Annotated in this window: 27 protein-coding genes; 12 read left to right on the top strand and 15 right to left on the bottom strand. The window is 58.0% G+C overall.

Annotation, left to right across the window (positions count from 1 at the left end):
• Positions 1–3: 3 nt before the first annotated feature.
• Both AC2TDJ_RS00630 and AC2TDJ_RS00625 read left to right on the top strand, forming a co-directional pair.
• Entirely contained in the window at positions 4–576 is a 573-nt protein-coding gene (locus tag AC2TDJ_RS00630; protein WP_480838219.1) for a peroxidase-related enzyme, read from the top strand.
• Positions 573–1,475 carry an OmpA family protein gene (locus AC2TDJ_RS00625; RefSeq protein WP_480838217.1) on the top strand — a complete coding sequence of 301 codons (903 nt, stop codon included), beginning with the start codon at positions 573–575 and terminating at the stop codon, positions 1,473–1,475. The genes AC2TDJ_RS00630 and AC2TDJ_RS00625 overlap by 4 nt, the downstream gene beginning before the upstream one ends.
• Here the strand turns inward: AC2TDJ_RS00625 and AC2TDJ_RS00620 are convergent.
• Complete coding sequence (locus tag AC2TDJ_RS00620; protein WP_480838215.1) at positions 1,468–2,430, bottom strand: sodium-dependent bicarbonate transport family permease; 963 nt, start codon at positions 2,428–2,430, stop codon at positions 1,468–1,470. The two genes, AC2TDJ_RS00625 and AC2TDJ_RS00620, sit on opposite strands and share 8 nt — an antisense overlap.
• Before the next feature lie 99 nt (positions 2,431–2,529).
• On the opposite strand from AC2TDJ_RS00620, the gene AC2TDJ_RS00615 reads away from it, so the two are divergent.
• Positions 2,530–3,447 carry a hydrogen peroxide-inducible genes activator gene (locus tag AC2TDJ_RS00615; protein WP_480838213.1) on the top strand — a complete coding sequence of 306 codons (918 nt, stop codon included), beginning with the start codon at positions 2,530–2,532 and terminating at the stop codon, positions 3,445–3,447.
• A gap of 49 nt (positions 3,448–3,496) precedes the next feature.
• Here AC2TDJ_RS00615 and AC2TDJ_RS00610 read toward each other — a convergent pair whose 3' ends face one another.
• Entirely contained in the window at positions 3,497–4,402 is a 906-nt protein-coding gene (locus tag AC2TDJ_RS00610; RefSeq protein WP_480838211.1) for a LysR family transcriptional regulator, read from the bottom strand.
• 229 nt (positions 4,403–4,631) lie between these two features.
• Between AC2TDJ_RS00610 and AC2TDJ_RS00605 the strand changes: the two genes are divergently transcribed.
• Both AC2TDJ_RS00605 and AC2TDJ_RS00600 read left to right on the top strand, forming a co-directional pair.
• On the top strand, positions 4,632–5,072 hold the full coding sequence (locus AC2TDJ_RS00605; protein ID WP_480838209.1) for a DUF4399 domain-containing protein: 441 nt from the start codon (positions 4,632–4,634) through the stop codon (positions 5,070–5,072).
• A 101-nt stretch (positions 5,073–5,173) separates the two neighbouring features.
• Positions 5,174–5,782, top strand: coding sequence for a LysE family translocator (locus AC2TDJ_RS00600; RefSeq protein ID WP_480838207.1), 609 nt, complete (start codon positions 5,174–5,176; stop codon positions 5,780–5,782).
• A 26-nt stretch (positions 5,783–5,808) separates the two neighbouring features.
• Here AC2TDJ_RS00600 and AC2TDJ_RS00595 read toward each other — a convergent pair whose 3' ends face one another.
• A complete protein-coding gene (locus AC2TDJ_RS00595; protein ID WP_480838205.1) occupies positions 5,809–7,836 on the bottom strand; it encodes an FAD-dependent oxidoreductase in 2,028 nt (675 codons plus the stop codon).
• Positions 7,837–7,974: 138 nt separating this feature from the next.
• On the opposite strand from AC2TDJ_RS00595, the gene AC2TDJ_RS00590 reads away from it, so the two are divergent.
• Positions 7,975–8,463, top strand: a complete 489-nt coding sequence (locus AC2TDJ_RS00590; protein ID WP_480838203.1) for an RNA pyrophosphohydrolase — start codon at positions 7,975–7,977, stop codon at positions 8,461–8,463.
• 22 nt (positions 8,464–8,485) lie between these two features.
• Here the strand turns inward: AC2TDJ_RS00590 and AC2TDJ_RS00585 are convergent, their stop codons facing one another.
• Entirely contained in the window at positions 8,486–9,022 is a 537-nt protein-coding gene (locus AC2TDJ_RS00585) for a winged helix-turn-helix transcriptional regulator (RefSeq protein ID WP_480838201.1), read from the bottom strand.
• 40 nt (positions 9,023–9,062) lie between these two features.
• On the opposite strand from AC2TDJ_RS00585, the gene AC2TDJ_RS00580 reads away from it, so the two are divergent.
• Positions 9,063–9,440: a VOC family protein gene (locus AC2TDJ_RS00580; RefSeq protein ID WP_480838199.1), complete on the top strand. Its 378-nt coding sequence runs from the start codon at positions 9,063–9,065 to the stop codon at positions 9,438–9,440.
• Positions 9,441–9,469: 29 nt separating this feature from the next.
• On the opposite strand, the gene AC2TDJ_RS00575 is transcribed toward AC2TDJ_RS00580, so the two are convergent.
• The 4 genes from AC2TDJ_RS00575 to AC2TDJ_RS00560 form a co-directional block, all read right to left on the bottom strand.
• Positions 9,470–10,459 carry an adenosine kinase gene (locus tag AC2TDJ_RS00575; RefSeq protein WP_480838197.1) on the bottom strand — a complete coding sequence of 330 codons (990 nt, stop codon included), beginning with the start codon at positions 10,457–10,459 and terminating at the stop codon, positions 9,470–9,472.
• A complete protein-coding gene (gene nth, locus AC2TDJ_RS00570) occupies positions 10,456–11,100 on the bottom strand; it encodes an endonuclease III (protein WP_480838195.1) in 645 nt (214 codons plus the stop codon). Before nth ends, AC2TDJ_RS00575 begins: the two co-directional genes overlap by 4 nt.
• Positions 11,101–11,184: 84 nt before the next feature.
• The gene (locus tag AC2TDJ_RS00565) at positions 11,185–11,829 is read right to left on the bottom strand and encodes a cysteine hydrolase family protein (protein ID WP_480838193.1); all 645 of its coding nucleotides are present in this window, start codon (positions 11,827–11,829) and stop codon (positions 11,185–11,187) included.
• Position 11,830: 1 nt separating this feature from the next.
• Positions 11,831–12,280 carry a MarR family winged helix-turn-helix transcriptional regulator gene (locus tag AC2TDJ_RS00560; RefSeq protein WP_480838191.1) on the bottom strand — a complete coding sequence of 150 codons (450 nt, stop codon included), beginning with the start codon at positions 12,278–12,280 and terminating at the stop codon, positions 11,831–11,833.
• A 120-nt stretch (positions 12,281–12,400) separates the two neighbouring features.
• On the opposite strand from AC2TDJ_RS00560, the gene AC2TDJ_RS00555 reads away from it, so the two are divergent.
• A complete protein-coding gene (locus tag AC2TDJ_RS00555) occupies positions 12,401–13,243 on the top strand; it encodes a methylated-DNA--[protein]-cysteine S-methyltransferase (protein ID WP_480838189.1) in 843 nt (280 codons plus the stop codon).
• Between the two features lie 72 nt (positions 13,244–13,315).
• Positions 13,316–14,188 carry a cation diffusion facilitator family transporter gene (locus tag AC2TDJ_RS00550; RefSeq protein ID WP_480838187.1) on the top strand — a complete coding sequence of 291 codons (873 nt, stop codon included), beginning with the start codon at positions 13,316–13,318 and terminating at the stop codon, positions 14,186–14,188.
• Positions 14,189–14,241: 53 nt separating this feature from the next.
• Here AC2TDJ_RS00550 and AC2TDJ_RS00545 read toward each other — a convergent pair whose 3' ends face one another.
• Positions 14,242–15,681: an aldehyde dehydrogenase family protein gene (locus tag AC2TDJ_RS00545; RefSeq protein WP_480838185.1), complete on the bottom strand. Its 1,440-nt coding sequence runs from the start codon at positions 15,679–15,681 to the stop codon at positions 14,242–14,244.
• 214 nt (positions 15,682–15,895) lie between these two features.
• Between AC2TDJ_RS00545 and AC2TDJ_RS00540 the strand changes: the two genes are divergently transcribed.
• Positions 15,896–16,546 carry a peroxiredoxin gene (locus AC2TDJ_RS00540; RefSeq protein WP_480838183.1) on the top strand — a complete coding sequence of 217 codons (651 nt, stop codon included), beginning with the start codon at positions 15,896–15,898 and terminating at the stop codon, positions 16,544–16,546.
• A gap of 189 nt (positions 16,547–16,735) precedes the next feature.
• Here the strand turns inward: AC2TDJ_RS00540 and AC2TDJ_RS00535 are convergent, their stop codons facing one another.
• From AC2TDJ_RS00535 to AC2TDJ_RS00525, 3 genes are all read right to left on the bottom strand, one after another.
• Complete coding sequence (locus AC2TDJ_RS00535) at positions 16,736–17,425, bottom strand: outer membrane protein (RefSeq protein ID WP_480838181.1); 690 nt, start codon at positions 17,423–17,425, stop codon at positions 16,736–16,738.
• A 169-nt stretch (positions 17,426–17,594) separates the two neighbouring features.
• Positions 17,595–18,098, bottom strand: a complete 504-nt coding sequence (locus tag AC2TDJ_RS00530) for a helix-turn-helix transcriptional regulator (RefSeq protein ID WP_480838179.1) — start codon at positions 18,096–18,098, stop codon at positions 17,595–17,597.
• Between the two features lie 23 nt (positions 18,099–18,121).
• Positions 18,122–18,394, bottom strand: a complete 273-nt coding sequence (locus AC2TDJ_RS00525; RefSeq protein ID WP_480838177.1) for a PepSY domain-containing protein — start codon at positions 18,392–18,394, stop codon at positions 18,122–18,124.
• A 238-nt stretch (positions 18,395–18,632) separates the two neighbouring features.
• Here AC2TDJ_RS00525 and AC2TDJ_RS00520 point away from each other — a divergent pair, with 238 nt between their 5' ends.
• Positions 18,633–19,268, top strand: coding sequence for a DUF1326 domain-containing protein (locus AC2TDJ_RS00520; RefSeq protein WP_480838175.1), 636 nt, complete (start codon positions 18,633–18,635; stop codon positions 19,266–19,268).
• Positions 19,269–19,271: 3 nt separating this feature from the next.
• On the opposite strand, the gene AC2TDJ_RS00515 is transcribed toward AC2TDJ_RS00520, so the two are convergent.
• The 3 genes from AC2TDJ_RS00515 to AC2TDJ_RS00505 all read right to left on the bottom strand — a co-directional run bounded on the left by AC2TDJ_RS00515 (position 19,272) and on the right by AC2TDJ_RS00505 (position 23,166).
• The gene (locus tag AC2TDJ_RS00515) at positions 19,272–19,661 is read right to left on the bottom strand and encodes a nuclear transport factor 2 family protein (protein ID WP_480838173.1); all 390 of its coding nucleotides are present in this window, start codon (positions 19,659–19,661) and stop codon (positions 19,272–19,274) included.
• 92 nt (positions 19,662–19,753) lie between these two features.
• Positions 19,754–21,904 carry a polyribonucleotide nucleotidyltransferase gene (pnp, locus tag AC2TDJ_RS00510; RefSeq protein WP_480838171.1) on the bottom strand — a complete coding sequence of 717 codons (2,151 nt, stop codon included), beginning with the start codon at positions 21,902–21,904 and terminating at the stop codon, positions 19,754–19,756.
• A 212-nt stretch (positions 21,905–22,116) separates the two neighbouring features.
• Positions 22,117–23,166 carry an acyltransferase family protein gene (locus AC2TDJ_RS00505; RefSeq protein ID WP_480838169.1) on the bottom strand — a complete coding sequence of 350 codons (1,050 nt, stop codon included), beginning with the start codon at positions 23,164–23,166 and terminating at the stop codon, positions 22,117–22,119.
• A 280-nt stretch (positions 23,167–23,446) separates the two neighbouring features.
• Between AC2TDJ_RS00505 and AC2TDJ_RS00500 the strand changes: the two genes are divergently transcribed.
• Positions 23,447–25,048 (top strand): BCCT family transporter, encoded by a 1,602-nt coding sequence (locus AC2TDJ_RS00500; protein WP_480838167.1) that lies wholly within the window; start codon positions 23,447–23,449, stop codon positions 25,046–25,048.
• Positions 25,049–25,079: the final 31 nt, after the last annotated feature.

Below are 25,079 nucleotides of genomic sequence, written 5' to 3'. Positions count from 1 at the left end.
GAATTGACGAAACAGGACCTGCCCACCGCGCTGAACCTGGCAGTCGTGGACCCGCTGCCGCCCGAGACACAGAAGTATTTTGATATCTGCGTCGAGAAACTGGGGATGATCCCCAATGTGCTGCAGGCCTACGCATTCGACATCGACAAGCTGAACGCGTTCACGGCGATGTATAATGACCTGATGCTGGCTGACAGCGGGCTGTCCAAGCTGGAACGTGAGATGATTGCGGTGGTCGTCTCGTCCATCAACAAGTGTTTCTATTGCCTCGTCGCCCATGGCGCGGCTGTGCGCCAGCTGTCCGGCGATCCCCAATTGGGCGAGATGCTGGTAATGAATTACCGCGTTGCCCCCCTGAACGACCGCCAGCGCGCGATGCTGGATTTTGCGGCGAAGATGACCAGAGCCAGTGCCGAAGTGGAAGAACCGGACCGGCAGCGCCTGCGCGATATCGGCTTTTCTGATCGCGACATCTGGGACATCGCGAATGTGGCCGGGTTCTTCAACATGACGAACCGCGTGGCCAGCGCCACCGGCATGATTCCGAACCCCGAATATCACGCGCAGGCCCGATGATCCGAATTCTGTCCCTGTGCGCGTTTCTGTCTGCCAGTCCTGTTTTTGCGCAGGAGCTGACATTGCCAGCAAGTGCGCGACAGATCAGCGAGCGAACCAGCGCGCTGGACAGCTATCAACTTCCCGTCGGCGCCTTCGCGGATGATGCCGTTCCTGCCCGCACCGTCGAGGGTCGGGTCGAGCGGATCACGTGGCGATTGCAGGCGGGATCCAGTACGACGCTGCAAATCCTGGCGCCCTTGCGGGATCAACTGCAGGCGCAGGGGTTCGAGATGGAATTCGAATGCGAAGCCCGCACCTGCGGCGGTTTCGATTTCCGATTTGGCACCGAGGTTGTGCCGACGCCCGACATGTATGTGGCGATCCACGACTACCGTTTCCTGTCAGCCACGCGCGGGCAAGAGGTTCTGAGCCTGCTAATCAGTCGCAACCCGCCGGACGGCTACGTCCAGATGATCCGGGTGACCCCGGTTGGTGCGCCGCCTGAACCGCCATTGGTGATCGAAGAAACGGTCGACGGGTCGGGTGGGCTGTTGTCCGATTTGCAGCGTGACGGGCATGTCATTCTGGACGATCTGCACTTCAATACGGGTGAGGTGGCGTTGGGCGAGGGGCCTTTTGGCTCACTGGCATTGCTGGCCGCCTATCTGGCCGATAATCCCGGAACGCGACTGGCGCTGGTGGGGCACACGGACGATACCGGTGCGCTGCAGGCCAATATCACGGTCAGCACCCGACGCGCCGAGGCCGTTCGCACTCGCCTGATCGACACGTATGGTGTGGCTGCCGACCGGGTCGAGGCACAAGGGGCCGGGTATCTGGCGCCGATCACTTCGAACGCCACCCCCGAAGGCCGGGATATCAACCGCCGGGTCGAGGCTGTGTTGCTGGTCAACTGACCCACCACAGGTATAGCGGCAACCCGACCGTGATATTGAACGGAAAGGACACACCCAGGGACAAGGTCAGGTATATCCCGGCTTCGGCCTTTGGCAGCGCGATCTTCATGGCGGCCGGCACGGCGATGTATGAGGCCGAGGCTGACAGCACCATGAACAGGAACAGACTGCCCTGGGACAAGCCGATCATCGAACCCATCACCCAGGCCATCATCGCGCCGATCAGCGGCATCAGCACGCCAAAGGCAAACAATCCGAGCGACAGTTTGTCCCGGTTCTTGATCAGGCTGCGCCCTGCGGACAGACCCATATCTAGAAGAAACAGACACAGAATGCCGGTGAAAGGCGTCACGATGAATGGCGCGATCATCTGCATCCCTTCGCCGCCGGTGATGGCACCGATCAGGAATGACCCCGTCAACAGCACGATTGACCCATTGGCCAGCAGATCGCGCCAGAGCTTGTCATCTTTGACACCGTTGTTGCCGGCTTTGTGCGCCAACCACAGGGCGGACAGGATCGCGGGCACCTCCATCGCCGCTGCGACGGCCACCATGAACCCGTCATGGGTCAGCCCTACCAGGTCCAGCAGACTGGTGGCGGTGACAAAGGTCACGATCGAGATCGAGCCGTAATGCCCGGCTACCGCTGCCGCGTTTAGCGGATCAAGACGTGTCATCACCCGCAGCAGACCAAAAGCCACGAACGGGATGGCAAATGACAGCACGACGCCCCCCAGCAGGGTCAGGAAAAGGTCCAGATGGATGCCATGCGCGGCCAGGCTGCTGCCGCCTTTGAAACCAATGGCCAGCAACAGGTACAGCGACATGAATTTCGCCGCTCCGGCGGGGATCGAAAGGTCGCTGCGCGCAAAGGATGCCAGCAGGCCAAGGGCAAAAAACAAAATGGTCGGCACCAGCAGGTTGCTGGACAGCGTTTCGATCACTCCGGGCATAAATGGGCTCCTGTTCCCTTTTTCTGGGCTAGGTGCCTTGCAAATTAGCTTTGGCCAAATACTATCTTTCTAATGGTTGATTAGTTTGAAGTTATATAAATGCGACCTACCCTGCGCCAGTTGGAATACATCGTCACAGTCAGCCGTTTGGGCCGGTTCAGTCTGGCGGCCGAAGTCCTGAACGTCAGCCAGCCCAGCCTGTCGGCCCAGATTGCCACGGTAGAACAAGAGCTTGGCATTCGAATTTTTGACCGAAATCGCGGCGGTGTGCAGGTGACGGCGCGTGGAGAGGACTTCATTTCGCGCGCTCAGAAAATCTTGGCCGACGTGAAAGACCTGCGCCATGCCATGACCAGCGACATGCCGGTCGGCGGGCGCCTCCGCCTGGGGGTCTTACCCTCGATCGGCCCGTATCTGCTGCCGCAAGTGATCAAAGAGGTACACCGATTGCGTCCCGGCCTTCGCATCGTTGTGCGCGAGGAAAACACCCGCGATCTGGAACAGGGTCTGAAATCCGGGCGCTTTGACTTGATCCTTTCGACACCTGAGGATCACCCGAATACCGTGCAACGACGGCTGTTCAATGAAACCCTTTGGGTTGCCGTAGCAGTCGATGACGTTCTGGCCAGGGACTTGCACGGGGTCACCACCGCCGATCTGCAAAACCGCCTTTTCCTGACGCTGGACCAAAGCCACCGGTTGTCGCGCATCGTCTACGCACTTGCCGCGGAATGCGGCGGTGTCGTCTCGGACGAATACGAAGGCACAACGCTGGATTCCATCGTTCTGATGGCTGCATCCGGGGTTGGCGTTGCAGTATTGCCCGATCTTTATGCGCGCAAGCAGGGGATCTACCGGGACGAAGTGCGCCTGCGCCCGTTGAATATCCCGAATGCCAACCGCGATATCGCACTGCTCGCCGGGCGCTCCGAAACCCCGTTGCCCGGACAGGCGGTTTTGACTCAGTCGCTCCGTTCGGTTGCCAGGGCGATGGGACTTTCGGTGATAGACGAATAAAAAAAGCCCGCGCAAAGTGGCGCGGGCCTGTAGTTGCCAAGGGAGGTTATTACCAGTCCATCGGACCCTTTTCCGCAAAGGATTCGACAAGAAAATCAATGAATGCCCGCACTTTGGGCTGCGTGAAGCGGCCGGGCGGGTATACAGCGTAAATGCCCTGAACTTCGTCCGGCAGCGATGGCATTGCATCAACCACCTGACCCGATTTCAATGCGTCTGCATACAGATAGCTGGGCAGATGTGCGATCCCCAGGCCCGAGATGGCCGCGTTCAGCAGCGATTGCCCGTCGTTGACACTCAACCAACCGGCAGTGCGCACCTGGCGCTTTTCGCCGGATGGCGCGGTCAGCCTCCAGACGCTGCCGGAAGATTGGCTTGAGTAATGCAACAGTTTGTGTTCGTTCAGATCGTCGATCTTCTGCGGGCGCCCGAATTGTTCGATATATTTCGGCGCCGCAACCATGCGTTTCACGGTTTCCGTCAGTTTGCGCGCGCGCAGAGTGCTGTCCTCCAGCTCACCAATGCGGACCGCGACATCAAACCCTTCGGAAATCAGTTCCACATAGCGGTTGTTCAGCACCATGTTCACGGTGATATCGGGGTAAGAGGCAAGAAATTGAGACAATACCGGAGAGAGGTGATTTACACCGAAATCCGTTGCAACACTGATCCGCAACAGACCGGACGGCGCGGATTGCATCGAAGTTACCAATGCGTCTGCTTCGCCTGCGTCGTTCAGAACGCGCCGGGCGCGGTCATAGTAAGCCAATCCAATTTCGGTTGGTGAAACCCGGCGCGTCGTCCGGTTCAGCAGCCGTGCACCCAATCGCGCCTCAAGGCTTGATACGTGCTTTGATACGGCCGATTTGGAGATGCCCATCTTTTTGGCCGCGTCGGTGAATCCCCCCTGGTCCACCACGTTGGAAAAGGCCTCCATTTCGGTTAGTCGATCCATTCTCGTTCCCCAGGTCTTCTGTTCATTGTTGCACTATCGCGCTCAATCTGGGCGAGAACGGGGCAGACATGGGATAATATCAGGGTTTTCATTTGGATCGTTTTCAACTGGGAAACGTGGAAACGATGGTCTCGAAGGGCGTCTATCAGCCTTGTGAGACGCGGTTTTCCGGATTTCTTTCCAACTATGCTATGCTGAGAATGGCAAATTTGTGACCTGGGAGGAGATCATGAAAGCCTTTTTTTCAGCCGTTCTATTCAGTCTGACCGCAACCCTTGTCTGGGCCGGGGGCGAGACACCGTCAAATCCTGATGCAAAAGTCTATTTCGTGAACTTGTCGGATGGAGATGTAGTGCAATCCCCCGTGACCGTCGTCTTTGGATTGAGCCGAATGGGCGTAGCGCCCGCCGGAACGGAGAAGGAAAACACCGGCCACCATCATCTATTGGTTGACCGTCCGCCTTTGGGAGAAGGTGAAGACGGCGCTGACGAGCTGGCCTATGGGTTGCCTTCGGATGACAATCACCTGCATTTCGGCGGTGGCCAGACCGAGGTGACACTGGAGCTGGCTCCGGGCGAGCATACCTTGCAACTGGTTCTGGGTGATGCCGGGCATGTGCCGCATGCCACACCGATTGTGTCCGAGGTGATTACGATTACGGTGGAGTAACCACCCAACAGGAGATCGTTGCACAATTCACCGGATCCGATGGTGTTTACAATTGATGCTGAATAGGGAACTTTGCAGGCCATCGCTATTGAGGGGCTTGCATGTCGCTGGAGTTCTTTCTCACATCCCTGATTGTCGTGCTGCTGCCGGGCACCGGTGTGATTTATACATTGGCCGTAGGGCTTGGGCGCGGATTCAGGGCCAGTCTTGCGGCCGCCCTCGGGTGTACGATTGGGATCGTGCCTGCCGCCGTTGCCAGTATCATCGGACTGGCCGCGCTGTTGCATACCAGCGCGCTCGCCTTTCAGATCATCAAGTATCTCGGCGTGCTCTATCTGTTCTACATGGCCTGGGGCATCGTAAAGGACGGCGGCGCGATGGAGATCAACGCCCGGAAGACGACCAAAGGGTATTTTAAAATCGTAATCACCGGGACGTTGATCAATGTCCTGAACCCAAAGCTGTCCCTGTTTTTCCTGGCCTTCCTGCCTCAGTTCATACCGGCCGACACATCGCACGCGGGGCTTGAGCTGGTAAAACTCGCCCTTGCCTTTATGGCCATGACCTTTGTTGTCTTCATTGGGTACGGCGCGTGCGCCGCGCTTGCGCGCGACTATGTCATAAGCCGCCCATCGGTGATGGCATGGATCAAACGGTGCTTTGCGACGGCTTTCGGTGCGATGGGCGCCAAACTGGCGCTGTCCGAATGAACCTCATCCAAACCTTGCGACGCGTCTTACAGTTCCGCGGCCAGTCGCGTGCCCTGGTTGATCGCCCGCTTGGCGTCCAGTTCGGCCGCAACGTCCGCACCGCCAATCACGTGCGGCGTGACACCGCGTTCGATCAAGTCATCCGCAAGGCTGCGTTCTGACACCTGACCAGAGCACAGCACAATCGAGTCCGCCGCGATTACCGTTGGATCCGCGCGTTCTTCGCCAAAGCTGATGTGCAGCCCGGCATCGTCGATACGTTCATAATTCACGCCGCCGACGAAATTGACGTTCTTCATTTTAAGCGTCGCGCGGTGAATCCAGCCCGTTGTCTTGCCCAACCCCTTGCCGTGCGCCTGTTTTTTGCGTTGCAGGAGTGTGACCTGACGCGCGGGGCCTGCGGGTTGCGGGCCCTCGGGGGCCAGGCCAGACCGGTGTTCCTCTGGATCGGTCACACCCCATTCCTTCATCCAGAGCGGCAAGTCGGTTGTCGCGCTGTGCCCTTCTTCCAAGAGGTATTCAGACACATCGAACCCGATCCCCCCGGCCCCGATCACGGCAGCCGACTTGCCAACCTTGGCCTTGTCGCGCAGCACATCGACGTAGCTTAGGACATTGTCCCGATCCTGGCCCGGTATCTGCGGATCGCGCGGGGTGACGCCGGTGGCAATCACCACTTCGTCAAAGCCGGTCAGGTCATCGGCGCTGACGTCCCGGTTCAGCTCAAGCCTGACGCCGTGATCGGCAATCATCGTGCGGTACCAGTCGACCAGCCCCCAGAACTCTTCTTTGCCCGGAACCTGTTTGGCCATGTTCAACTGACCACCGATTTCACTGGCGCGGTCGAAAAGCGTCACGTCATGGCCGCGCTGGGCGGCCGTCATGGCCGTCGACAGGCCGGCGGGTCCCGCACCGACGATGGCGATTTTCTTGGCGGCTTCCGCCTTGGTGATCACCAACTCGGTCTCGTGGCAGGCGCGCGGGTTCACCAGGCATGAGGTCAGCTTGCCGCTGAAGGTGTGGTCCAGACAGGCCTGATTGCAGGCGATGCAGGGTGCGATCTTGGCGGCCTCACCCGCTATCGCCTTGTTCACGAAATCAGCATCCGCCAGCATTGGGCGCGCCAGCGACACCATGTCGGCGCAGCCGGTCGACAGAACCTCTTCTGCGACTTCGGGCGTGTTGATGCGGTTCGAAGTGATCACTGGGATCGAGACCTTGCCCATCAGTTTTTTCGTCACCCAGGCAAAGGCCGCGCGGGGAACACTGGTGGCAATGGTCGGAATCCGAGCTTCATGCCAGCCGATGCCGGTGTTGATGATCGTGGCGCCTGCTTCCTCGATCCGCTGCGCCAGCTCGACAACCTCTTCATGGGTCGAGCCGTTTGGCACAAGATCGATCATCGACAGGCGGTAGATGATGATGAAATCGGTGCCCACTGCCTCACGCGTGCGGCGCCCCACTTCAATTGGAAGACGCATCCGGTTCTCGTAAGATCCGCCCCAGCGGTCGGTGCGCTTGTTGGTGTGGGTCACGAGGAACTGGTTCAGGAAATATCCCTCAGATCCCATGATCTCGACCCCGTCATAACCCGCTTGCTGGGCAAGAACCGCAGCGTTGACGATGTCGCTGATCTGCTTTTCGATGCCCTCTTCGCCCAGCTCATTCGGCGGGAACGGAGAAATGGGGGATTTCACCGGGCTGGGAGCCACGCACTTCGGACCATAGGCATAGCGCCCTGCGTGCAGGATCTGCATGGCAATCTTACCGCCTGCCTGATGCACACGGTCCGTCACGATGGAATGGTTCGCCACGTCTTTTTCGGTCGCCATCATCGCAGCACCTGGCAAAACCGAGCCTTCGAGGTTCGGTCCGATGCCGCCCGTCACCATAAGCGACACGCCGCCCCGCGCTCGGTCGGCATAGAATTCTGCAACCCGGTTCCAGTCGCCGGTTTCCTCAAGCCCTGTGTGCATCGAACCCATCAGCACACGGTTCTTCAGAGTGGTGAAGCCCAGATCCAGCGGGGCCAGCATGTTAGGATACGCAGTCATGGCGGAACTCTCCCTCGCGAATTTCGGTGTTAGATTGACGTTCGCGTCAACTTTGTCACGCGAAACCTAACGTCATCCCCTTTGCTGCCGTTACGGCCCTTGATACAGACGGTTCATAGCACTTGCATGAGGCCGAACATGACCCCCGAAGAGATCGCCAATCTGCCTTATCGCCCCTGCGTCGGGCTGATGTTGATGAATGTCGAGGGAAAGATATTCGTCGGTATGCGCAATGACGGCCCCAAGGACGCGTGGCAAATGCCCCAAGGCGGCGTCGACAAAGGCGAAGACCCGCGTGATGCGGCATTGCGCGAATTGTGGGAAGAAACCGGTGTGACCTCGGATCTGGTCGAGATCGTCGCCGAAACAGATGGCTGGCTGCCCTATGATCTGCCCCACGACATTGTTCCGAAGATCTGGAAAGGCCGTTATCGGGGGCAGGAACAGAAATGGTACCTGATGCGCTTTGTCGGTCAGGACGATCAGATCAATATTCAGACCGACCACCCGGAGTTCACGCAGTGGAAATGGCAGGACCCGGCCCGGTTGGTTGAGGAAATCGTCCCGTTCAAGCGAGAGGTTTATGAGCAGGTGGTCGCGGCATTTTCCGCGCACCTGACTGCTTAGGTCAGCGGCGAGTTATAACGGTCTATCCTGTCAGGCCAATCGCACGAGTGATCTCGATGCCGGTGTTGATCGCATGATAGGTGGGATACGCGGCGCGGCCTGACATGTCGATGTCGCGCTGCAGCCAGTCTTTCGCCTCGAGCTGATGCAATGACTTCGACAACGCCCGATCCGTGATCGTCCCCAGATCCGACTTGATGGTCGAAAAGCGCTGGGGCGCGTCTGTCAGCGCCAGTATCGGAACCGTCCAGTTTCGCCGCAACAGCGAAAATTCGGTATCATTTTGAACCAACTGGATAATCCTGCTGGCAATCTCGGCGGCCTCTTGGCCGGCCTGAGTTAACCTGAATTCCGGGCGCAGCGGATGCCCATGACCCGGGTTCCGCTCAAGAAGCCCGAGCTCCACAAGATGTTCCAGGCTTGATGCAAAGGCAGTTCGGCTTGCGCCGGTTGCGGCAAGCAACGGGGCCTGTCGTCCCGGCACGTGCGCATGCAGTGCTGCTAGAATACTCAGAGACCAGGCACGGGATGTGAGCTTGACAAGTGTCTTTATGTCCATAAAGTATAGTTACTATATTTTTAATCTCAAGGAAAGCGCCATGCCACTTGTTTCGTTGGAGAACACCATTACGCTTGCAATCTCGGTGCGCGATCGGCACGCCAGCGCCGATTGGTACACCGAAAAGCTCGGGTTCGAACTTATCCACCACATTGATGAGGCCGGTTGGAGCGAGATGCACACCATGACCACGGGTGTGACCCTTGGGCTTGGCGAACAAACAGAACCCGCGCCCGGAAATACCGTTCCGGTATTCGGCGTGGCAGATATTGAAACCGCGCGCGGAGCCCTGGAGTCAGCCGGTGTCCGGTTTGATGGGGCAACCGAAACCATCGAAGGGATGGTCAGCACGGCCACCTTTTACGATCCGGATGGCAACGCGATGATGTTGGCTCAGGACCTGACAGGGGCAGGCTGACCCGCCCCGCAATTTTAATAGGTCGGCAGTCAAATCAATCCTTCGGCCCGCATCAACTCCAGCATATTCGCTTCGGGTCTCGGGCCGATATGGCTGATCACTTCGCGGGCGCAAACATTACCCATACGGGCACAGGTCTCGTAATCGCGGCCTGTTGCCATGCCGAACAGGAAACCGGCTGCAAATTGGTCGCCGGCTCCCGTGGCGTCCACGGGCACGACTTTCTCAACGGGTACGTCGATGCGGGTGCCTTCGTTCAGCACGGTCACACCGTCGCCCGAACGGGTGCAAACGACCAGTGGGCAGATCTCCGCGGTTTTGGCCAACGCCTCTTCCAGATCGTCGGTTTCAAACAGGGATTTGATCTCAGCCTCATTGCCGATCACGAAATCCAGCTCGTTTTCGATCAACAGCAGGAAATCGACCCGGTGCCGTTCCACGCAGAACGGATCGGATATGGCGATGCCGGTCTTGCCTCCGCCCTTGTGACAGTCACGCGCGGCCTCTAGGAACGCGGCCTTGCCCTTTTCCTTGTCGAACAGGTAGCCCTCAAGGAACATGATCTGGCTGTTGCCCGCCACGTCGCTGGAAACGTCCTCGGACGACAATTCCGAGGAGATCCCCAGATAAGTATTCATCGATCGTTCACCATCGGGCGAGACAAAGATCATCGAACGGGACGTCGGTAACTCCCCCCCGGGAACCGGAGGATTGACGAAATCCACGCCGTCTTCGTTCATGGCGTCCGCATAGAAGCGCCCCAGCGCGTCGTCATGCACACGACCGATAAAGGCCGCGTCCAGGCCCAGAGCGCCTGCACCCGCGATCGTATTGGCCACCGATCCACCCGGCGTCTGCACACGCGACTCCATCGCGGCATAAAGAACCTCGCCGCGTTCGCGTTCGATCAACTGCATGATGCCTTTTTCGATGCCCATCAGTTCGAGGAAATTGTCATCGGCCTGGGAAATTACGTCCACAACGGCATTTCCAATGCCGACAAGCTGGTAGGTTTTCATAAGTTCTTGTCCTCGAATTGGCAGAGATCGCGGATGATACAGGTTCCGCATAAAGGTTTGCGCGCCTTGCAGTGGTACCGGCCGTGCAGGATCAGCCAGTGATGTGCATGCAACTGGAAATCGGCCGGGATGTTGTCCTCGATGGCGCGCTCGACCGCATCCACATCCTTGCCGGGGCAGATACCGGTGCGATTGCCGACACGAAAGATATGCGTGTCCACTGCCTGCGCCGGTACGCGCCACCACATGTTCAGAACCACATTGGCCGTCTTGCGCCCGACACCGGGCAGCGATTGCAGCGCAGCGCGGGAGTTGGGAACCTCGCCACCGTATTCTTCAACCAGAATGCGGCTGAGCTTGATCACGTTCTTCGCTTTCTGCCGGTACAGGCCGATGGTCTTGATGTGCTCGATCAGGCCTTCTTCACCCAGATCCAGCATCTTTTGCGGTGTATCGGCGATCTTGAACAGCTCACGTGTGGCCTTGTTGACCCCTGCGTCGGTGGCCTGCGCCGACAAGGCAACAGCGACCACCAGAGTATAGACATTCACATGCTCCAGCTCGCCCTTGGGCTCCGGGTCAGCCTGCTGAAAGCGCGTAAAGATCTCGCGGATCGTATGATAGTCCAGTTGTTTTGCCATCCCGCCCGGTATGCCCTGCCAGACAGTTGCCCGCAATTGAAAAGGCGCCGGAATGGCAACACAATCGCCGTGTGTTGACCAAGTCTACACCGACGGCCCCCGGATCTCTGCCCCGGCTGCTGCAAGGTTCGTTTTGACCTTTGACCATTGCGTTGGATTTGCAGCCAGTACCGCCGTGGTGTCGATGTGGACCCGGTACCCCCGGTTCAACGCCCCTTGTGCGGTCTTGTTGACGCAATGACAGCCGTCAAGTCCGGTCAGGATTACGGTTCCGATCCTGTTGTCTTCGAGAAACTGTTCGAATTCCGGGGAAGAAAACGCATCGCCGACGGATTTGATGAACTCGGCGTCTGGGATCAGATCCAGTCGCGGGTCGATTACAGTTCCGGCTGATCCTTCATTGCCGCGACCCTGATTGAACCAACCGTTCAGCAGGTTCGCCAGTTTGCCTTTGAATTCATGCCGGATGGCAATCACAGGTATTTGGGAATGGCGGGCTTGCTCTGTCGATCTTGCAACACTTAAAAAGGCGCTTTTCAGATCGGCCGTTTTCCATCCGGGCATCGATGTAAAATCAGTCTGCATATCAATCACCACCAGCGCGGTTCCCGGACGAGAAGAGAGATCGATAACTGGACCACTCGTCGGTGTGCCAATCTTGCGAATTCCATTGAGGACGTACAGAACCGCAATCACGAGACCGGCGGGAATGATCCAGAGAACAGACATCTCAGGCCTCCTTGGCTATGTCAGCAAAGAACTGTGCAAGCGCGAGCTGAACCTTGTGATAAGTGGCCAGCTCATCCGGCGAAAAATCGTCCGAGAATCTGGACAGCTTCGACATCTCGTCGCTCCTGATGGCTGTGATGACGTCACTGCCTTTGGCTGTCAGCCGATAACAGAAGGAGCGGGCGCGTTTGGGGTTGGTCCGGCTTTCGACCAAATCGGCCTCCAACACTTCCTGAAGGATGCGAGAGACATATTGACGCTTTAACTGCAGCTTCTTGCACAACAGCGGGGCCGTTGCGCCGGGGAACAGTGACAAGCCCTCTAGTATTGCGCGCTGCCCAACTGTCACTCCTTTTCGGCTGCTGCCACGCTCGACTGCCGCTGTGATGTTTCGCAGCAGCGGGCGCGTGGCCTGAACCGCCTGATAAAGCTGGTCTAACGAATGTTCCATGCCTTCAATTTAGAGTAACCTGCAGCGATTCGTCAACTGAGTTGACAAGTGTTTGCGCAGGTTTCGGGTCGCCGCATCGGGCCGGTCGGGGTATTGTTCCTGCAAGCGAAGAGGTGAGTTATGAACGTTCAGAACCCCGAGACCGATTATCATTTCAACGTCATGCGACGAGCTATCGACCTGATTGATCAGGGCGGAGAATCGCTCAGTCTCGAAGAACTGGCGGGGCAGATGGATATGAGCCCTGCACATTTTCAGCGCCTGTTCTCGCGCTGGACCGGGGTGTCACCGAAACGGTATCAGCAATATCTGACGCTTGGCCACGCCAAGGCTTTGCTGCGCGAACGATTCACGACGCTGGAGACTGCCCACAATGTAGGATTGTCCGGCAGCGGGCGGCTGCACGACCTGTTTCTGAAATGGGAATCCATGAGCCCGGGCGAATATGCCCGCAAGGGTGAGGGCCTGACGATCTACTGGGGTTGGTTCGAGAGCCCCTTTGGCCCCGCACTGGTCATGGGCACAGACAAGGGTATCTGTGGGATCGCGTTTGGCTCGGAAACCGGCGAGGCCCCGGCGATGGAAGATATGACCTCTCGCTGGCCCAAGGCGGAATTCGTGGAAAACGCCGAACATCTGCGCCCATGGGTTCAGAGCGCTTTTGGCCTGACCCGGTCTGAAACACCGCTGTACCTGATCGGATCGCCACTGCAGATCAAGGTGTGGGAAGCGCTGATGCATATTCCGACGGGTCAGGTCACAACTTATTCTGAAATCGCAGAGCGGGTGGGGGCACCGCAGGCCGTTCGCGCGGTGGGCACGGCGGTCGGGCGCAACCCGGTCAGTTGGCTGATTCCGTGCCATCGCGCGCTGCGTAAATCGGGAGGCCTGGGCGGGTACCACTGGGGGCTGCCGGTCAAACGCGCCATGCTGGCCTTCGAGGCCGCGCAGGCGGATGCCTGACTGACCAGAAAAAGACGTACAGATCACAGGCAAAGTGCTAGACCTGTTTCGAGGTAGCAAGAAAACAGGTTGATGGTCCAGAAATTCGCCCTGTGGTCGATCCCGATTTCAATCGCGGTATTGGCATTGAAACTTTTGGCTTGGTGGCTGACGGGCTCGGTTGCCTTGCTGTCCGACGCTATGGAATCGGTGGTCAACGTAGCGGCAGCCTTACTGGCGTTCTTTGCCGTGTCGATTGCCGGGAAACCGCCCGATGACAACCACCCGTTCGGGCATAAGAAAGCGGAATACCTGTCAGCCGTTGTCGAAGGAACGCTGATTGTTCTGGCCGCACTGCTGATCATCCGAGAAGCCGTTCTTGCGCTGCCTTCCCCACATTTGGAACAGGCACCGATGCTCGGCGTGGCAATCAACGTTCTGGCGACCTGCGTGAATGGTGTGTGGGCGTTTCTTCTGTTGCGGCTCGGGCGGCGGCAGTCATCCCCGGCCCTTGAGGCAAGCGCAAGGCATATTTTCACTGACATCACCACATCAATTGGCGTGGTCGCCGGTGTTGTGCTTGCCGTGGTGACCGGTTGGCTGATCCTTGACCCGATCATCGCCATTCTCGTTGCCTTGAACATTCTGTGGGAGGGGTGGAAAGTAATCCGAAACTCGGTCGATGGCCTGATGGACGTGTCCTTGTCCGAACCCGAGCTGGCCGCAATTCGCGGCATGATCGAAGCTAATCTCGGTCCGGCGTTGGAATACCACGATCTGCGCGGACGCAGATCCGCCAGCATGATCTTCGTCGAATTCCATCTTGTTGTGGATGGCAACATGACGGTCTCAGCCGCTCATGATATCTGCGACGATATCGAGGCAGCCCTGACCGAAAAATACCCCGGCTCGGTTTTCGTGATTCATCTGGAGCCGGATTCCGAGGTCAAGGGACCGGCGCGGTAGAAATCGCAAACGAGGCGCCAAATGACGCCTCGTTGCTGTGTTGTGTATGATGATTACTCGGCCGCCCAGCCGCCGACGGCTTTGACTTCGAGGAAGTCTTCCAGCCCCCAAAAGCCGCCTTCGCGCCCGTTGCCGGATTGTTTCATTCCGCCGAACGGCGATCCGGCGCCGCGGGACTGGCCGTTCATTTCCACCATGCCGGACCGGAGCGCACGGGCCATGCGGTTGGCGCGGTCGCCGTTCTGTGTCTGGACATAGTTGGTCAGGCCATAGGGCGTGTCATTGGCGATCTCGATGGCCTCTTCCTCGGTGTCGAAGGGGATCATGGTCAGGACCGGGCCAAAGATTTCCTCGCGCGCGATGGTCATCTGATTGTTTGCGTCTGCAAAGACGGTCGGGCGGACGTAGTATCCCTTGTTCAGCCCCTCGGGTCGTCCGGTGCCGCCTGCAACCAGGCGGGCGCCCTCATCTATGCCTTTTTGAATCAGATCCTGAATCTTGGTCCACTGAACTTCGTTGACAACAGGGCCAATGTGCCGGCCTTCGTCCAGTGCGTTGCCAACGGTGACCTTTTCCGCGACTTCTGCGGCCGTTTCAACCGCCTGATCATAGATCGGCCGCTGAACCAGCATTCGGCTGGGGGCGTTACAGCTCTGACCTGTGTTATTCATCATGTGCAGAACGCCGCGTTTGACGGCCTTCTCGTCGGCGTCCGCGAAGACCACGTTCGCGCCCTTGCCGCCGAGTTCGAGATGCACTTTCTTCAGAGTGTCCGCGGCGTTCTTGGAGATTGCAGTGCCTGCGCGGGTCGAGCCTGTAAAGCTGACCATATCCACATCCGGGTGACCGGATAGTTGCGAGCCCACACCGATGCCGTCACCATTCACCAGGTTGAATACACCGGGCGGGAAGCCTGCTGCATCCATCATCTCGGCAAAGATCATCGCGTTCAGCGGGCTTTGTTCCGAAGGTTTCAGAACCATTGTACAGCCTGCAATCGCCGCGGCACCCACCTTGAGCGTGATCTGGTTCATTGGCCAGTTCCAGGGGGTGATCAGGGCGGCGACACCAACGGCCTCGTAAATGATCCGGTCATTTGGCGCGTGATCCCCCAGGGGGCGTTCGAACCGGAACGCTTTTGCCGCACGGATGAAGTTCTTCAGGTGCCAGATTCCAGCCCCGACCTGTTGACTGCGCGACATATCGATCGGTGCGCCCATCTCCAGCGACATGGCTTGTGCCAGATCCTCGCCGCGGGTCTTGTAGATGTCGATCAGCTTTTCGACCAGCGCGATGCGCTCTTCAACCGGTGTCGCCATCCAGCCGGGAAGGGCAGCCTTGGCTGCGGCCACGGCGGCGTTTGCATCGGCCTCGGACCCAAGTGAGATCACGGCGCAGGGGTCTTCGGTCGATGGGTTGATGACAGTGAAATCGCTTTTCGTCGACGGGGCGACCCATTCGCCGTTGATATAGAAGTTGCGTTTTTCGATCATGGCTTCCTCCGGATCAGAGTTTATTCGACCGATCGGTCGGTTTTGTGGGCACTCTGTCACCTCACGGCCACTGGGGCAAGCCAATTCATAATTTGATCAAATTAAGGTGGCAACCAAAATTTCAGCTGCCTTCACTTGGATGGTTTAACCTGAGTGCAAAGTGATTAGGTTTATGGCAACCGACTCGGTTCACACACAGGAGAGGAGATGCCCCATGGGTTTGCGCATCAATGACACCGTCCCGAATTTCACTGCCGAAACAGATCAGGGAACCGTACAGTTTCACGACTGGATTGGTGACAGCTGGGCCATCCTGTTCTCGCACCCCAAGGATTTCACCCCGGTCTGCACCACCGAGTTCTCGGTTGTCGCTCAGCTGAACGATGAGTGGGCCAAACGCAACACCAAGGTGATCGGGGTTTCGGTCGACAGTGCCGAAGATCACCGCAAGTGGAAGAAAGACATCGAGGCCTATGGAAAGGCCAACCCGGGCTTCCCGATCATCGCGGATGACGGCCTGGCCGTGTCCAAGGCATTCGACATGTTGCCGGCCGAGGCATACCTGCCCGATGGCCGCACGCCGGCGGACAGCGCCACGGTGCGGTCGGTCTTTATCATCGGACCGGACAAGCAGCTGAAACTGTCGATGACCTATCCGATGACCGTCGGCCGCAACTTTGCAGAAATCCTGCGCGCGCTGGACGGGCTGCAAATGAGTGCCAAGGGCGTGGCGACCCCGGCCAACTGGGTACCCGGAGAAGATGTGATCATCCCGCCGGCCGTATCCAACGATGAGGCGAAGGAGAAATTCGGGGAGTTCGAAACGATCTTTCCCTATCTGCGCAAGACAAAGGCGCCGACTTAATAAGATCGCCGTGTCAGGGGGGCTGTCTGCCCCCCATCGTGCCTTACGGCACGATTCCCCCCGAGGATATTTCCAGCCAGATGAAGCAGGCGGATTTTCGCGCCGGCTTTGAGCATGTCCCCGCGAGCGATGCGCGGGAACATGCGAAGGGGCGGTGAAACCGGAGAAAAACTCCCGCCCCTTTGGGGGTCAGAAACTGTAGCGCAAGCCGAAGTTTACGCTGAACGTGTCCAGATCATCCTCGACCGTTCCGGTAGAGGCGCCATTTGGTGCCAAACGCTGGCTTGAGACATCGAACGCGCGAGAATAGCGTGCATCGACGGTGAATGCAGTGGATGAATTGATGTCATAGGCGACCCCGGCAATCAGCTGGGCGGCAAAATTGGTATCACTGTCGTCCAATGCGACGCCCGGTCCATAAACGAAATCGAGATCCGAATATGTCGCGCCCAGACCGAACCCGGCATAGGGGGTAAAGGCGCTGTTGCCCTTGAAGTCAAACAGGACATTGGCAAACAGCGAAGTCTGGCTGACGTCTCCCGAGACATTGCCCTCAGGCGCTGGTCCGTTGCCGCTGAAATTCACACCATCCACATCGCTGTCGCGATAGGACAGTTCCAGCTCCAGCCGGGTGCCGATAACGCTGCCGGACCACTGGGGAATTTCCCTGCCAACGGCGACGCCGAGACCAAAGCCCGCGTCGAAATCTGTATCGACCGATTGGTTCGCACCGCCGATACTGCCGGTAAAGTCGGTATCCTGAAGCTGGCTGTACCCGAGGAACCCCTGGATATAAGCCCCATTGGCCAGGCTTTGCGCCGCCAGGGTCGAGGCGCTGAGTGTCAGAACGGTGGATGCGAGAATGAAGCGGGTGAGCATGGTCAGGTCCTTTGTTCCACGAAATGCATGACGCAGATGTGGTCGTGCTGGGACCAAAGGGAAGGCAACGGCGCATCACTTCGACTCACGGGGTTTTGGGCTCGCGTGAGTGAATAAATCGCCCAATGGAATTGGCTGGGATGAAGAACACCGTCAGGCCAAATGGGCGTTACGAATTTGGTCGATCCAGCAAGGGTTCTGCCAACAATTCTTCGACGAAGAAACTGAGCAGCTGCAATCGCCCGGCAACACCCGCCTTGCGGTACACGGCAGCGCTCTGAGCCTTGATCGTGCCTTCCTTGGTTTGCCTCAGTGCGGCAATTTCGGCAATGGACAGACCTTTGAGGGACAGCATCGCAACGTCGCGTTCGGCATTGCTGAGCTTCCAATCGTCGAACTGTGTATCAATCACCTGTGCGAATGCGCCCTGCGCCACGCCAAGCTGGCGCTGGATATCCCGGACGCGCTGGTTCTGGGTGCGGATCAACGCGACCGTCGCTGTCAATCCACCCAGCAGGGCCAGTGAAAGAAAAAGCTCAAAACCGTGCAAATGCCGGAAACCGGCGCTTTCCCCTCCGGTCCAGTCCATCATGGCATCGGTCAGGAAAAAGGTGGCGCAGAGGGCCTGCACCACCAATAGGAGCCACAACAAAGACGTTTGGGATATCTTCATGACGCTCCTTTGGTCGCGTGAGATCAGTCGTCGTCCTCTTCCGCTTCGATGTCGGTCACGGTGCCATCCGCGCTGTTCAGGACAAGTTCAGTTTCCACACCATCCTTGCTGAGTTCAACCTCGATCTCTCCGTCTTCGATTTCGAACTCTTCGATCACGTATCCCTGGGCCTCCAGAGCCGCGCGGATTTCAGCTTCGTCGGTTCCCAGTTTGTCACCTAGCCCGACATTGGCCAGTGCCAGTACCGGCGCGGTTGCAATCAGCCCGGTCAGAGTCAGCAATTTCAACGTTTCCATATCGCATCTCCTTCTTGCGTTGTGGCGATGCAAACGAGTTGGGGGCAAGGGCCGTTCGCCGCGATTGGCTTTTGGTTGAATGGGGGCGAATTGGACCAAGGTTTATGGCGTCCGAAGGCGGTATTGGGCCGTTATGTTCTGAAAGCAGTCGATTTGTGCTAGGGTAGCGCTGGGGAAATTCTACAGGCATGCGACCAGTGACGTCGGGATTTCAGACTGTTTTGAACAGGAGATGACGATGGCATTTACAGATTGGTACGTCGAAGGCGATGCATTTGGGAACTGTAACTGCGGCTATGCATGCCCCTGCCAGTTCGAGGACCTGCCGACCCATGGTCATTGCCGTGGGTTTGAGGTTCTGGAGGTCACAAAGGGACATTTCGACAATACGGATTTGGCCGGTACCAAGGCGGCGCTGATCTACGCCTGGCCGGGTCCGGTCTTTGAAGGTGGCGGTGAAATGCAGGTTATCATCGACCCCAAAGCAACCGAAGCCCAGCGCTCCGCGCTGGAAAAAGTCTTTCTTGGGGAAGAGACGGAGGAGATGGCGACACATTGGTTCGTCTTCCGTGCGATGTGCGACAAAGTGCACGAAACCCTGTATTTGCCGATTGATTTCGAAATGGACATGGAAGGACGCAAGGCCAGGGTCGAAATAGGCGATGTGTTGAAATCAACCGGTCGCCCGATTCAGGCGCCGCATGGTGGTGGAGAGCATCGCGTGCGGATCGACATTCCCGGCGGCATCGAATTCACCCTGGCCGAGATCGGCAGCGCTTCGACCAAGGCGAACGCGGCGATCAAGCTGGATCTGAACGACAGCTATGGTCAGTGGCACATCATGAAACACGGACCATCAGGCGTGGCGCACTAGCGCTCAGGCCTCACCAAAGTCCACCAGAACCGGGGCGGTATCATAGATGATCCGAACCGACTTGAACCGGCTCTGATCCTCGGTCAGTTCGAACAGGTCCACGCATTCGATGGTCTCGGGATGCCCGTCCCTGATGGTGCGCGTGTAGTCGAAATGCACGGCCATCTGCAGCGAACCGGATGTGTCTGCAAAGGTGTTCTTGTGAATGGTGGACCGGTCGCTCGTGATCTTCATCACGTTGGAATAGAAATCCCGCGCCGGTTGTTTGCCTGAAATCGGCGAGGTCGCCGTCGCATCCGTAGCAAACAGGTTCAGCATCTCGGACACGTCGCCACTTTCGATGGCATGCAGATATTGCCGCGCCAGGTCTTCAATCCGATCTTTGTCCGACATCGCCATCCCTCCATCTGGGCCTGATGCCACTCTAGCACAAAAAAGGCCCCGGCGGTTTCTCCGGGGCCTCTGTCACTGGAAAGAAGGGCAGATTACTCTGCGCTTTCCTCTTTCTTCTCTTTCTTCTCGGGAACGATCTCTTCGCCGGTCTCCTGATCGACAACTTTCATCGACAGGCGCACCTTGCCGCGGTCGTCAAAGCCCAGCAGCTTGACCTTAACTTCCTGACCTTCCTTCAGAACATCCGACGGATGGTTCAGGCGGCGGTTTTCAATCTGGGACACGTGGACCAGACCGTCGCGCTTGCCAAAGAAGTTCACGAAAGCACCGAAGTCGACGATCTTGACCACTTTACCGGTGTAAACCTGACCTTCTTCCGGCTCGGCCACGATCGAATAGATCATGTCATAGGCCTTCTTGATCGATTCACCATCGGGCGAGGCGATCTTGATGACACCGTCGTCGTTGATGTCGACCTTGGCACCCGAGGTTTCCACGATCTCGCGGATGACCTTGCCGCCCGAGCCGATCACTTCACGGATCTTGTCGGTCGGGATGTTCATGGTTTCGATGCGTGGAGCGTGGACCGAGAACTCGGCGGTCTCGGACAGGGCTTTGCCCATCTCGCCCAGAATGTGCATCCGGCCTTCTTTGGCCTGTGCCAGAGCGGTTTCCATGATCTGCGGCGTGATGCCTGCGACCTTGATGTCCATCTGCAGCGAGGTGATGCCGTTTTCGGTACCTGCCACTTTGAAGTCCATATCGCCCAGATGGTCTTCGTCACCCAGAATGTCGGTCAGAACAGCGTATTCGCCGTCATCTTCCAGGATCAGACCCATGGCTACACCGGCAACCGGTGCTTTCAGCGGAACACCCGCGTCCATCATCGACAGCGAACCGCCGCAGACAGAAGCCATCGAGGACGAGCCGTTGGATTCGGTGATCTCGGACACCACGCGAACGGTGTAGGGGAAGTCGGTCGGCGCAGGCAGAACCGCCTGCAGCGCACGCCATGCCAGTTTACCGTGGCCGATCTCGCGACGGCCGGGCGAACCCACACGGCCCACTTCACCAACCGAATAGGGAGGAAAGTTGTAGTGCAGCAGGAAGTTCGATTTGAAGTTGCCATGCAGCGCGTCGATGAACTGTTCGTCGTCACCGGTGCCCAGCGTGGTCACGGCCAGCGCCTGTGTTTCACCACGGGTGAACAAGGCGGACCCGTGGGTGCGCGGAAGCAGCGAGGTTTCAGCTTCGATGGCACGAACGTCGGTGGTCGAACGACCGTCGATGCGCTTGCCGCCTTTGACGACGTCGCCGCGCAGGATGCCAGCTTCCAGCTTTTTCATCGCGGAACCGAGGTTGGCGTCTTCCAGCTGTTCCTCGGTCAGCGCTTCCTTGATCGCTTCGCGGGCAGCGGCAACAGCGGCGGTGCGCTCTTGCTTGTCGGTGATTGCGAAGGCGGCGCGCATCTGCTCTTCACCGGCAGCCGAAACAGCGGCGTACAGCTCCGAGTAGTCGGGGGCGACGAATTCAAACGGCTCTTTTGCGGCTTCTTCGGCCAGACCGATGATCAGGTCGATAACCGGCTGAATCTGCTCGTGCGCGAAGGTCACGGCGCCCAGCATTTCTGCTTCGGACAGCTCGTAGGCTTCGGATTCCACCATCATCACGGCGTCTTTGGTACCGGCTACAACCAGATCCAGACGCTGTTCGGGGTTCAGGCGCAGGTCCTGCATGTCGTCCACGGTCGGGTTCAGGACGTATTCACCGTCCACGAAACCAACGCGGGCACCGGCGATCGGGCCCATGAAAGGCGCGCCGGAAATGGTCAGGGCTGCAGATGCCGCGATCATCGCCACGATGTCGGGATCGTTGACCAGGTCGTGGGACAGCACGGTGCACATGACCAGAACTTCGTTCTTGAAGCCGTCAACGAACAGCGGGCGGATCGGACGGTCGATCAGACGCGCGGTCAGCGTCTCTTTCTCGGTCGGGCGCGCCTCGCGCTTGAAGAAGCCACCCGGAACCTTACCGGCGGCATAGTATTTTTCCTGATAGTGCACGGTCAGCGGGAAAAAGTCCTGACCGGGTTTTTGCGCCCGCGCAAAGGTCACGTTTGCCATGACGCTGGTCTCGCCCAGCGTGGCAATCACGCTGCCGTCGGCCTGACGGGCAACCTTGCCGGTTTCCAGTGTCAGCGTTTCTTCGCCCCACTGAATCGATTTCTTTGTTACATCAAACATATGCGTATCCTAGAACGGAGCACTCCCGCCCCTGCGGGTCTCCGGTTTGCATGGCGGCCCCATTGCCGCCGACCCCACTTTATCTTCCATTCGAGTGCCGGGGTCAGGGCACAACGTCTCAGATACCGCGCGCATACATGAGATTGCGTTGGAAGGAAAGGGCGCAGATGTGCGCTCAACGCGATGCAATCCCGGAAATCAAAGCGTTTAGGCTATGACTTTTGGTGGGATCCCGACGACTGGGTAAGCAACCGGTTCGCTGTGCGGATCAGGTAGGTTTCAATCTTCAGAAAATAGATGTGCGAAATGATTAGATTAAAGGCCAGGAGAAGCACGACCAGAACCATGAAAACCGGGTAGCTCAGGTCGCTATACGTCGGAACATAATAGACGATGACCGGAATCAGGATCGCATGGATCAGATACAGGGCATAAGATGAATCGCCCAGCGGGCTGAGGAAATTGAAGAACCTCAATCCCCATCCATTCCGCTCAAGGATCACCACACCCGCAACCAGAAATACGCTTGGCACGCCCCACAGCACGACGACCGGGTAAACCCAGAAGCCCAAGGCGACGCTCAACCAGAAACCCAGGATCGCCACAACGACCATCAAGGCCCCGAGCCAGGTCGGAAAGACAATGGTGCGGGTGGCGACCCAGCCAAGAAATGCACCTGCTGCAAACTCCAGCAGCAAGCCATTGGTCATCAATCTCGGCAGCCCAAAGGCGGTATCAACAGTGGGTTGCCAGATTAGGCCAATCACGATGCTCAGCATGAAAATGACACCCAGCCAGATGACCCTTTGAAACAACGGAATACGCAGCGCGATCAGGGCTGCGAAAACCGCGTAGAAATAGACCTCGTAGGCCAGTGTCCAACCGACATCAATCAAGGCGCTGGCCCCGTTGGGCAGCAGGAGGAACGAACCAATCCAGATTTCAGGCTGATCCGGCAGTTCCCGGCCAATCAGCAGCGCCAAGGGAATGCCGATCGCCGCGACCAGCCAATAGGACGGATAAATACGCGAAAACCTCTTGCGCAGAAATCGGGTCCAGTTGCCACCATTGTCCTGATTTGTCCACATCATGATGAAGCCGCTGACGACAAAGAAAATGTGAACCCCGGCTGCGCCCAGCCCGGAACTGGAAAACGTGTTGGGAAAGGAAACGCCCAGACTTCCGTGAAGCCAGATCACGCAGTGATAATAAGCAACGCCTGCGGCCGCAATCGCCCGAAGTGCCTGAATGGAATGAAGCAATGGTAAAACCCAAATCTGCAAGCAACGATAGCCTACGGGCGCGGAGAGAATCGCGTCAAGGCCCTTGATCGTTCCGAAATTTCATCTGCGCGTGGTCATGATTTTCAGTGGTTTATTAGGAAATTTGAATGCGTTTTGAGAAAAATCGCTGCGCGTGTAGGCTGTTACCACAAGACCCAAGGCCGAAATGGCGGCAGAACGCCAAGGGAATTCACGTTTCAGACCCGTCAGCCGGCCGAATACCTTGGCGTTTGCACCCAGCGAACAGAGGGGCAATCGAATGGCTCAATCCAAGAAAATGCTGGACCCGGATCCACGCATCTATGATTTCGAAACGGAATTCGAACTGGGACAGGACAACGTTCGGCCTTTCGGGCTGGACATCCACAACCCGGTCTTCCTGATCTCAAGTATCCTGATCTTTGCGTTCGTTTTGATCGCATTGGCAAACCAGGAGGATGCGGCCACGTTCTTTGGCTGGCTCAGACCCTGGTTGACCAGCACTTTCGACTGGTTCCTGGTGCTTTCGGTCGATGCCATCACCCTGTTCTGCCTGGCATTGATCATCTTGCCGGTTGGCAAGGTTCGGATCGGCGGCAAAGACGCCAAGCCCGACTATTCCTATGCTGGCTGGATCGCCATGATGTTTGCTGCCGGCATCGGTATCGGTCTGCTGTTTTTTGGCGTGTTAGAGCCGGTTTACTACAACTTTGCCGAAGGCGGTAACGCCCGCCCACTGGGCATCGATATCGCAGTGCCGGGGAATGAGTATGTCGGTATCGTCGGCACGATCCACCATTGGGGCCTCGAGGGTTGGGCGGTCTATGCCGCTGTCGGTCTGAGCCTCGCAATCTTCAGCTATAATCTCGGTTTGCCGTTAACACTACGGTCCGCCTTTTTCCCACTGCTGGGAGAGCGTGTCTGGGGCTGGTGGGGTCATATCATCGACACACTGGCTGTTTTTGCCACGCTGTTCGGGCTGACCACTTCGCTGGGACTAGGCGCGCAGCAGGTTGCAGCGGGGTTGAACGAGGTGTTTGGCATTGAACCCAGCCCCACAGTCGTCGTTCTGCTGATCATCGGTATTACTATGATCGCGCTGGGCTCGGTCCTGTTGGGTATGGATGCGGGTGTCAAACGGCTGAGTGAGATCAATATGATCATGGCCGTTGGCCTGTTCCTGTTTGTGATCGCAGTTACGGGCATCGGCACTGCCATCGCCCGCTATTTCAGCGTAATGACCGACTACGTCATGATGCTCCCGGCCTTGTCCAACCCGTTCGGCCGAGAAGACACAAGTTACTTCCACGGCTGGACAACGTTCTACTGGGCGTGGTGGATCGCTTGGTCGCCCTTTGTTGGCATGTTCATCGCCCGTATTTCCCGCGGTCGCACTGTGCGTGAGTTCGTTATTTGCGCCCTGCTGGCGCCGACGGCCGTTTGCGCGCTTTGGATGTCAACGTTTGGCGGCGCTGCAATCGATATGCTGAACGCAGGCGGCGCAGAAGGTGTCCACGCGACAGTGATCGAAACCTACGCCCCGGAAGGCGCGTTGTTCGGTTTCCTGAAGGAACTTCCGCTCTACGGTATCGTGGCACCGATCGCCCTGATTCTGATCGTGGTATTCTTTGTCACGTCATCGGACTCCGGCTCGCTTGTGATCGACACGATCACCGCTGGCGGCAAGATGGACGCCCCCGTGGTGCAGCGCGTGTTCTGGTGCACCCTCGAAGGTCTGGTCGCCATTGCTTTGTTGCTGGGCGGCGGTCTCGCGGCCCTGCAAGGCGCTGCCGTGTCGACCGGTATCCCATTCACGCTGGTGGTGCTGATCATGTGCTATTGCCTGTGGCTGGCACTGAAGTCCGAGAAGGCCAAGATTTAGCGTTCGGCTTTGAAAAACGTGAAACGCCCGT

Source organism: Ruegeria sp. HKCCD6647-2 (genome assembly GCF_057221075.1).
The sequence above is the reverse complement of the archived record's forward strand: the minus strand, read 5'-3'. Positions and strand labels throughout refer to the sequence as shown.

What these genes read in the sequence shown, in the direction of transcription:
- AC2TDJ_RS00585 (WP_480838201.1), bottom strand. Translation starts at nt 9,022, where the DNA reads ATGGACATAAAGACACTTGTCAAGCTCACATCCCGTGCCTGGTCTCTG.
- AC2TDJ_RS00575 (WP_480838197.1), bottom strand. Translation starts at nt 10,459, where the DNA reads ATGAAAACCTACCAGCTTGTCGGCATTGGAAATGCCGTTGTGGACGTA.
- AC2TDJ_RS00620 (WP_480838215.1), bottom strand. Translation starts at nt 2,430, where the DNA reads ATGCCCGGAGTGATCGAAACGCTGTCCAGCAACCTGCTGGTGCCGACC.
- AC2TDJ_RS00595 (WP_480838205.1), bottom strand. Translation starts at nt 7,836, where the DNA reads ATGACTGCGTATCCTAACATGCTGGCCCCGCTGGATCTGGGCTTCACC.
- AC2TDJ_RS00520 (WP_480838175.1), top strand. Translation starts at nt 18,633, where the DNA reads ATGGCATTTACAGATTGGTACGTCGAAGGCGATGCATTTGGGAACTGT.
- AC2TDJ_RS00590 (WP_480838203.1), top strand. Translation starts at nt 7,975, where the DNA reads ATGACCCCCGAAGAGATCGCCAATCTGCCTTATCGCCCCTGCGTCGGG.
- AC2TDJ_RS00625 (WP_480838217.1), top strand. Translation starts at nt 573, where the DNA reads ATGATCCGAATTCTGTCCCTGTGCGCGTTTCTGTCTGCCAGTCCTGTT.
- AC2TDJ_RS00525 (WP_480838177.1), bottom strand. Translation starts at nt 18,394, where the DNA reads ATGGAAACGTTGAAATTGCTGACTCTGACCGGGCTGATTGCAACCGCG.
- AC2TDJ_RS00605 (WP_480838209.1), top strand. Translation starts at nt 4,632, where the DNA reads ATGAAAGCCTTTTTTTCAGCCGTTCTATTCAGTCTGACCGCAACCCTT.
- AC2TDJ_RS00535 (WP_480838181.1), bottom strand. Translation starts at nt 17,425, where the DNA reads ATGCTCACCCGCTTCATTCTCGCATCCACCGTTCTGACACTCAGCGCC.
- AC2TDJ_RS00560 (WP_480838191.1), bottom strand. Translation starts at nt 12,280, where the DNA reads ATGGAACATTCGTTAGACCAGCTTTATCAGGCGGTTCAGGCCACGCGC.
- AC2TDJ_RS00545 (WP_480838185.1), bottom strand. Translation starts at nt 15,681, where the DNA reads ATGATCGAAAAACGCAACTTCTATATCAACGGCGAATGGGTCGCCCCG.
- nth (WP_480838195.1), bottom strand. Translation starts at nt 11,100, where the DNA reads ATGGCAAAACAACTGGACTATCATACGATCCGCGAGATCTTTACGCGC.
- AC2TDJ_RS00555 (WP_480838189.1), top strand. Translation starts at nt 12,401, where the DNA reads ATGAACGTTCAGAACCCCGAGACCGATTATCATTTCAACGTCATGCGA.
- AC2TDJ_RS00580 (WP_480838199.1), top strand. Translation starts at nt 9,063, where the DNA reads ATGCCACTTGTTTCGTTGGAGAACACCATTACGCTTGCAATCTCGGTG.
- AC2TDJ_RS00615 (WP_480838213.1), top strand. Translation starts at nt 2,530, where the DNA reads ATGCGACCTACCCTGCGCCAGTTGGAATACATCGTCACAGTCAGCCGT.
- AC2TDJ_RS00530 (WP_480838179.1), bottom strand. Translation starts at nt 18,098, where the DNA reads ATGAAGATATCCCAAACGTCTTTGTTGTGGCTCCTATTGGTGGTGCAG.
- AC2TDJ_RS00515 (WP_480838173.1), bottom strand. Translation starts at nt 19,661, where the DNA reads ATGTCGGACAAAGATCGGATTGAAGACCTGGCGCGGCAATATCTGCAT.
- AC2TDJ_RS00600 (WP_480838207.1), top strand. Translation starts at nt 5,174, where the DNA reads ATGTCGCTGGAGTTCTTTCTCACATCCCTGATTGTCGTGCTGCTGCCG.
- pnp (WP_480838171.1), bottom strand. Translation starts at nt 21,904, where the DNA reads ATGTTTGATGTAACAAAGAAATCGATTCAGTGGGGCGAAGAAACGCTG.
- AC2TDJ_RS00500 (WP_480838167.1), top strand. Translation starts at nt 23,447, where the DNA reads ATGGCTCAATCCAAGAAAATGCTGGACCCGGATCCACGCATCTATGAT.
- AC2TDJ_RS00610 (WP_480838211.1), bottom strand. Translation starts at nt 4,402, where the DNA reads ATGGATCGACTAACCGAAATGGAGGCCTTTTCCAACGTGGTGGACCAG.
- AC2TDJ_RS00540 (WP_480838183.1), top strand. Translation starts at nt 15,896, where the DNA reads ATGGGTTTGCGCATCAATGACACCGTCCCGAATTTCACTGCCGAAACA.
- AC2TDJ_RS00565 (WP_480838193.1), bottom strand. Translation starts at nt 11,829, where the DNA reads ATGTCTGTTCTCTGGATCATTCCCGCCGGTCTCGTGATTGCGGTTCTG.
- AC2TDJ_RS00550 (WP_480838187.1), top strand. Translation starts at nt 13,316, where the DNA reads ATGGTCCAGAAATTCGCCCTGTGGTCGATCCCGATTTCAATCGCGGTA.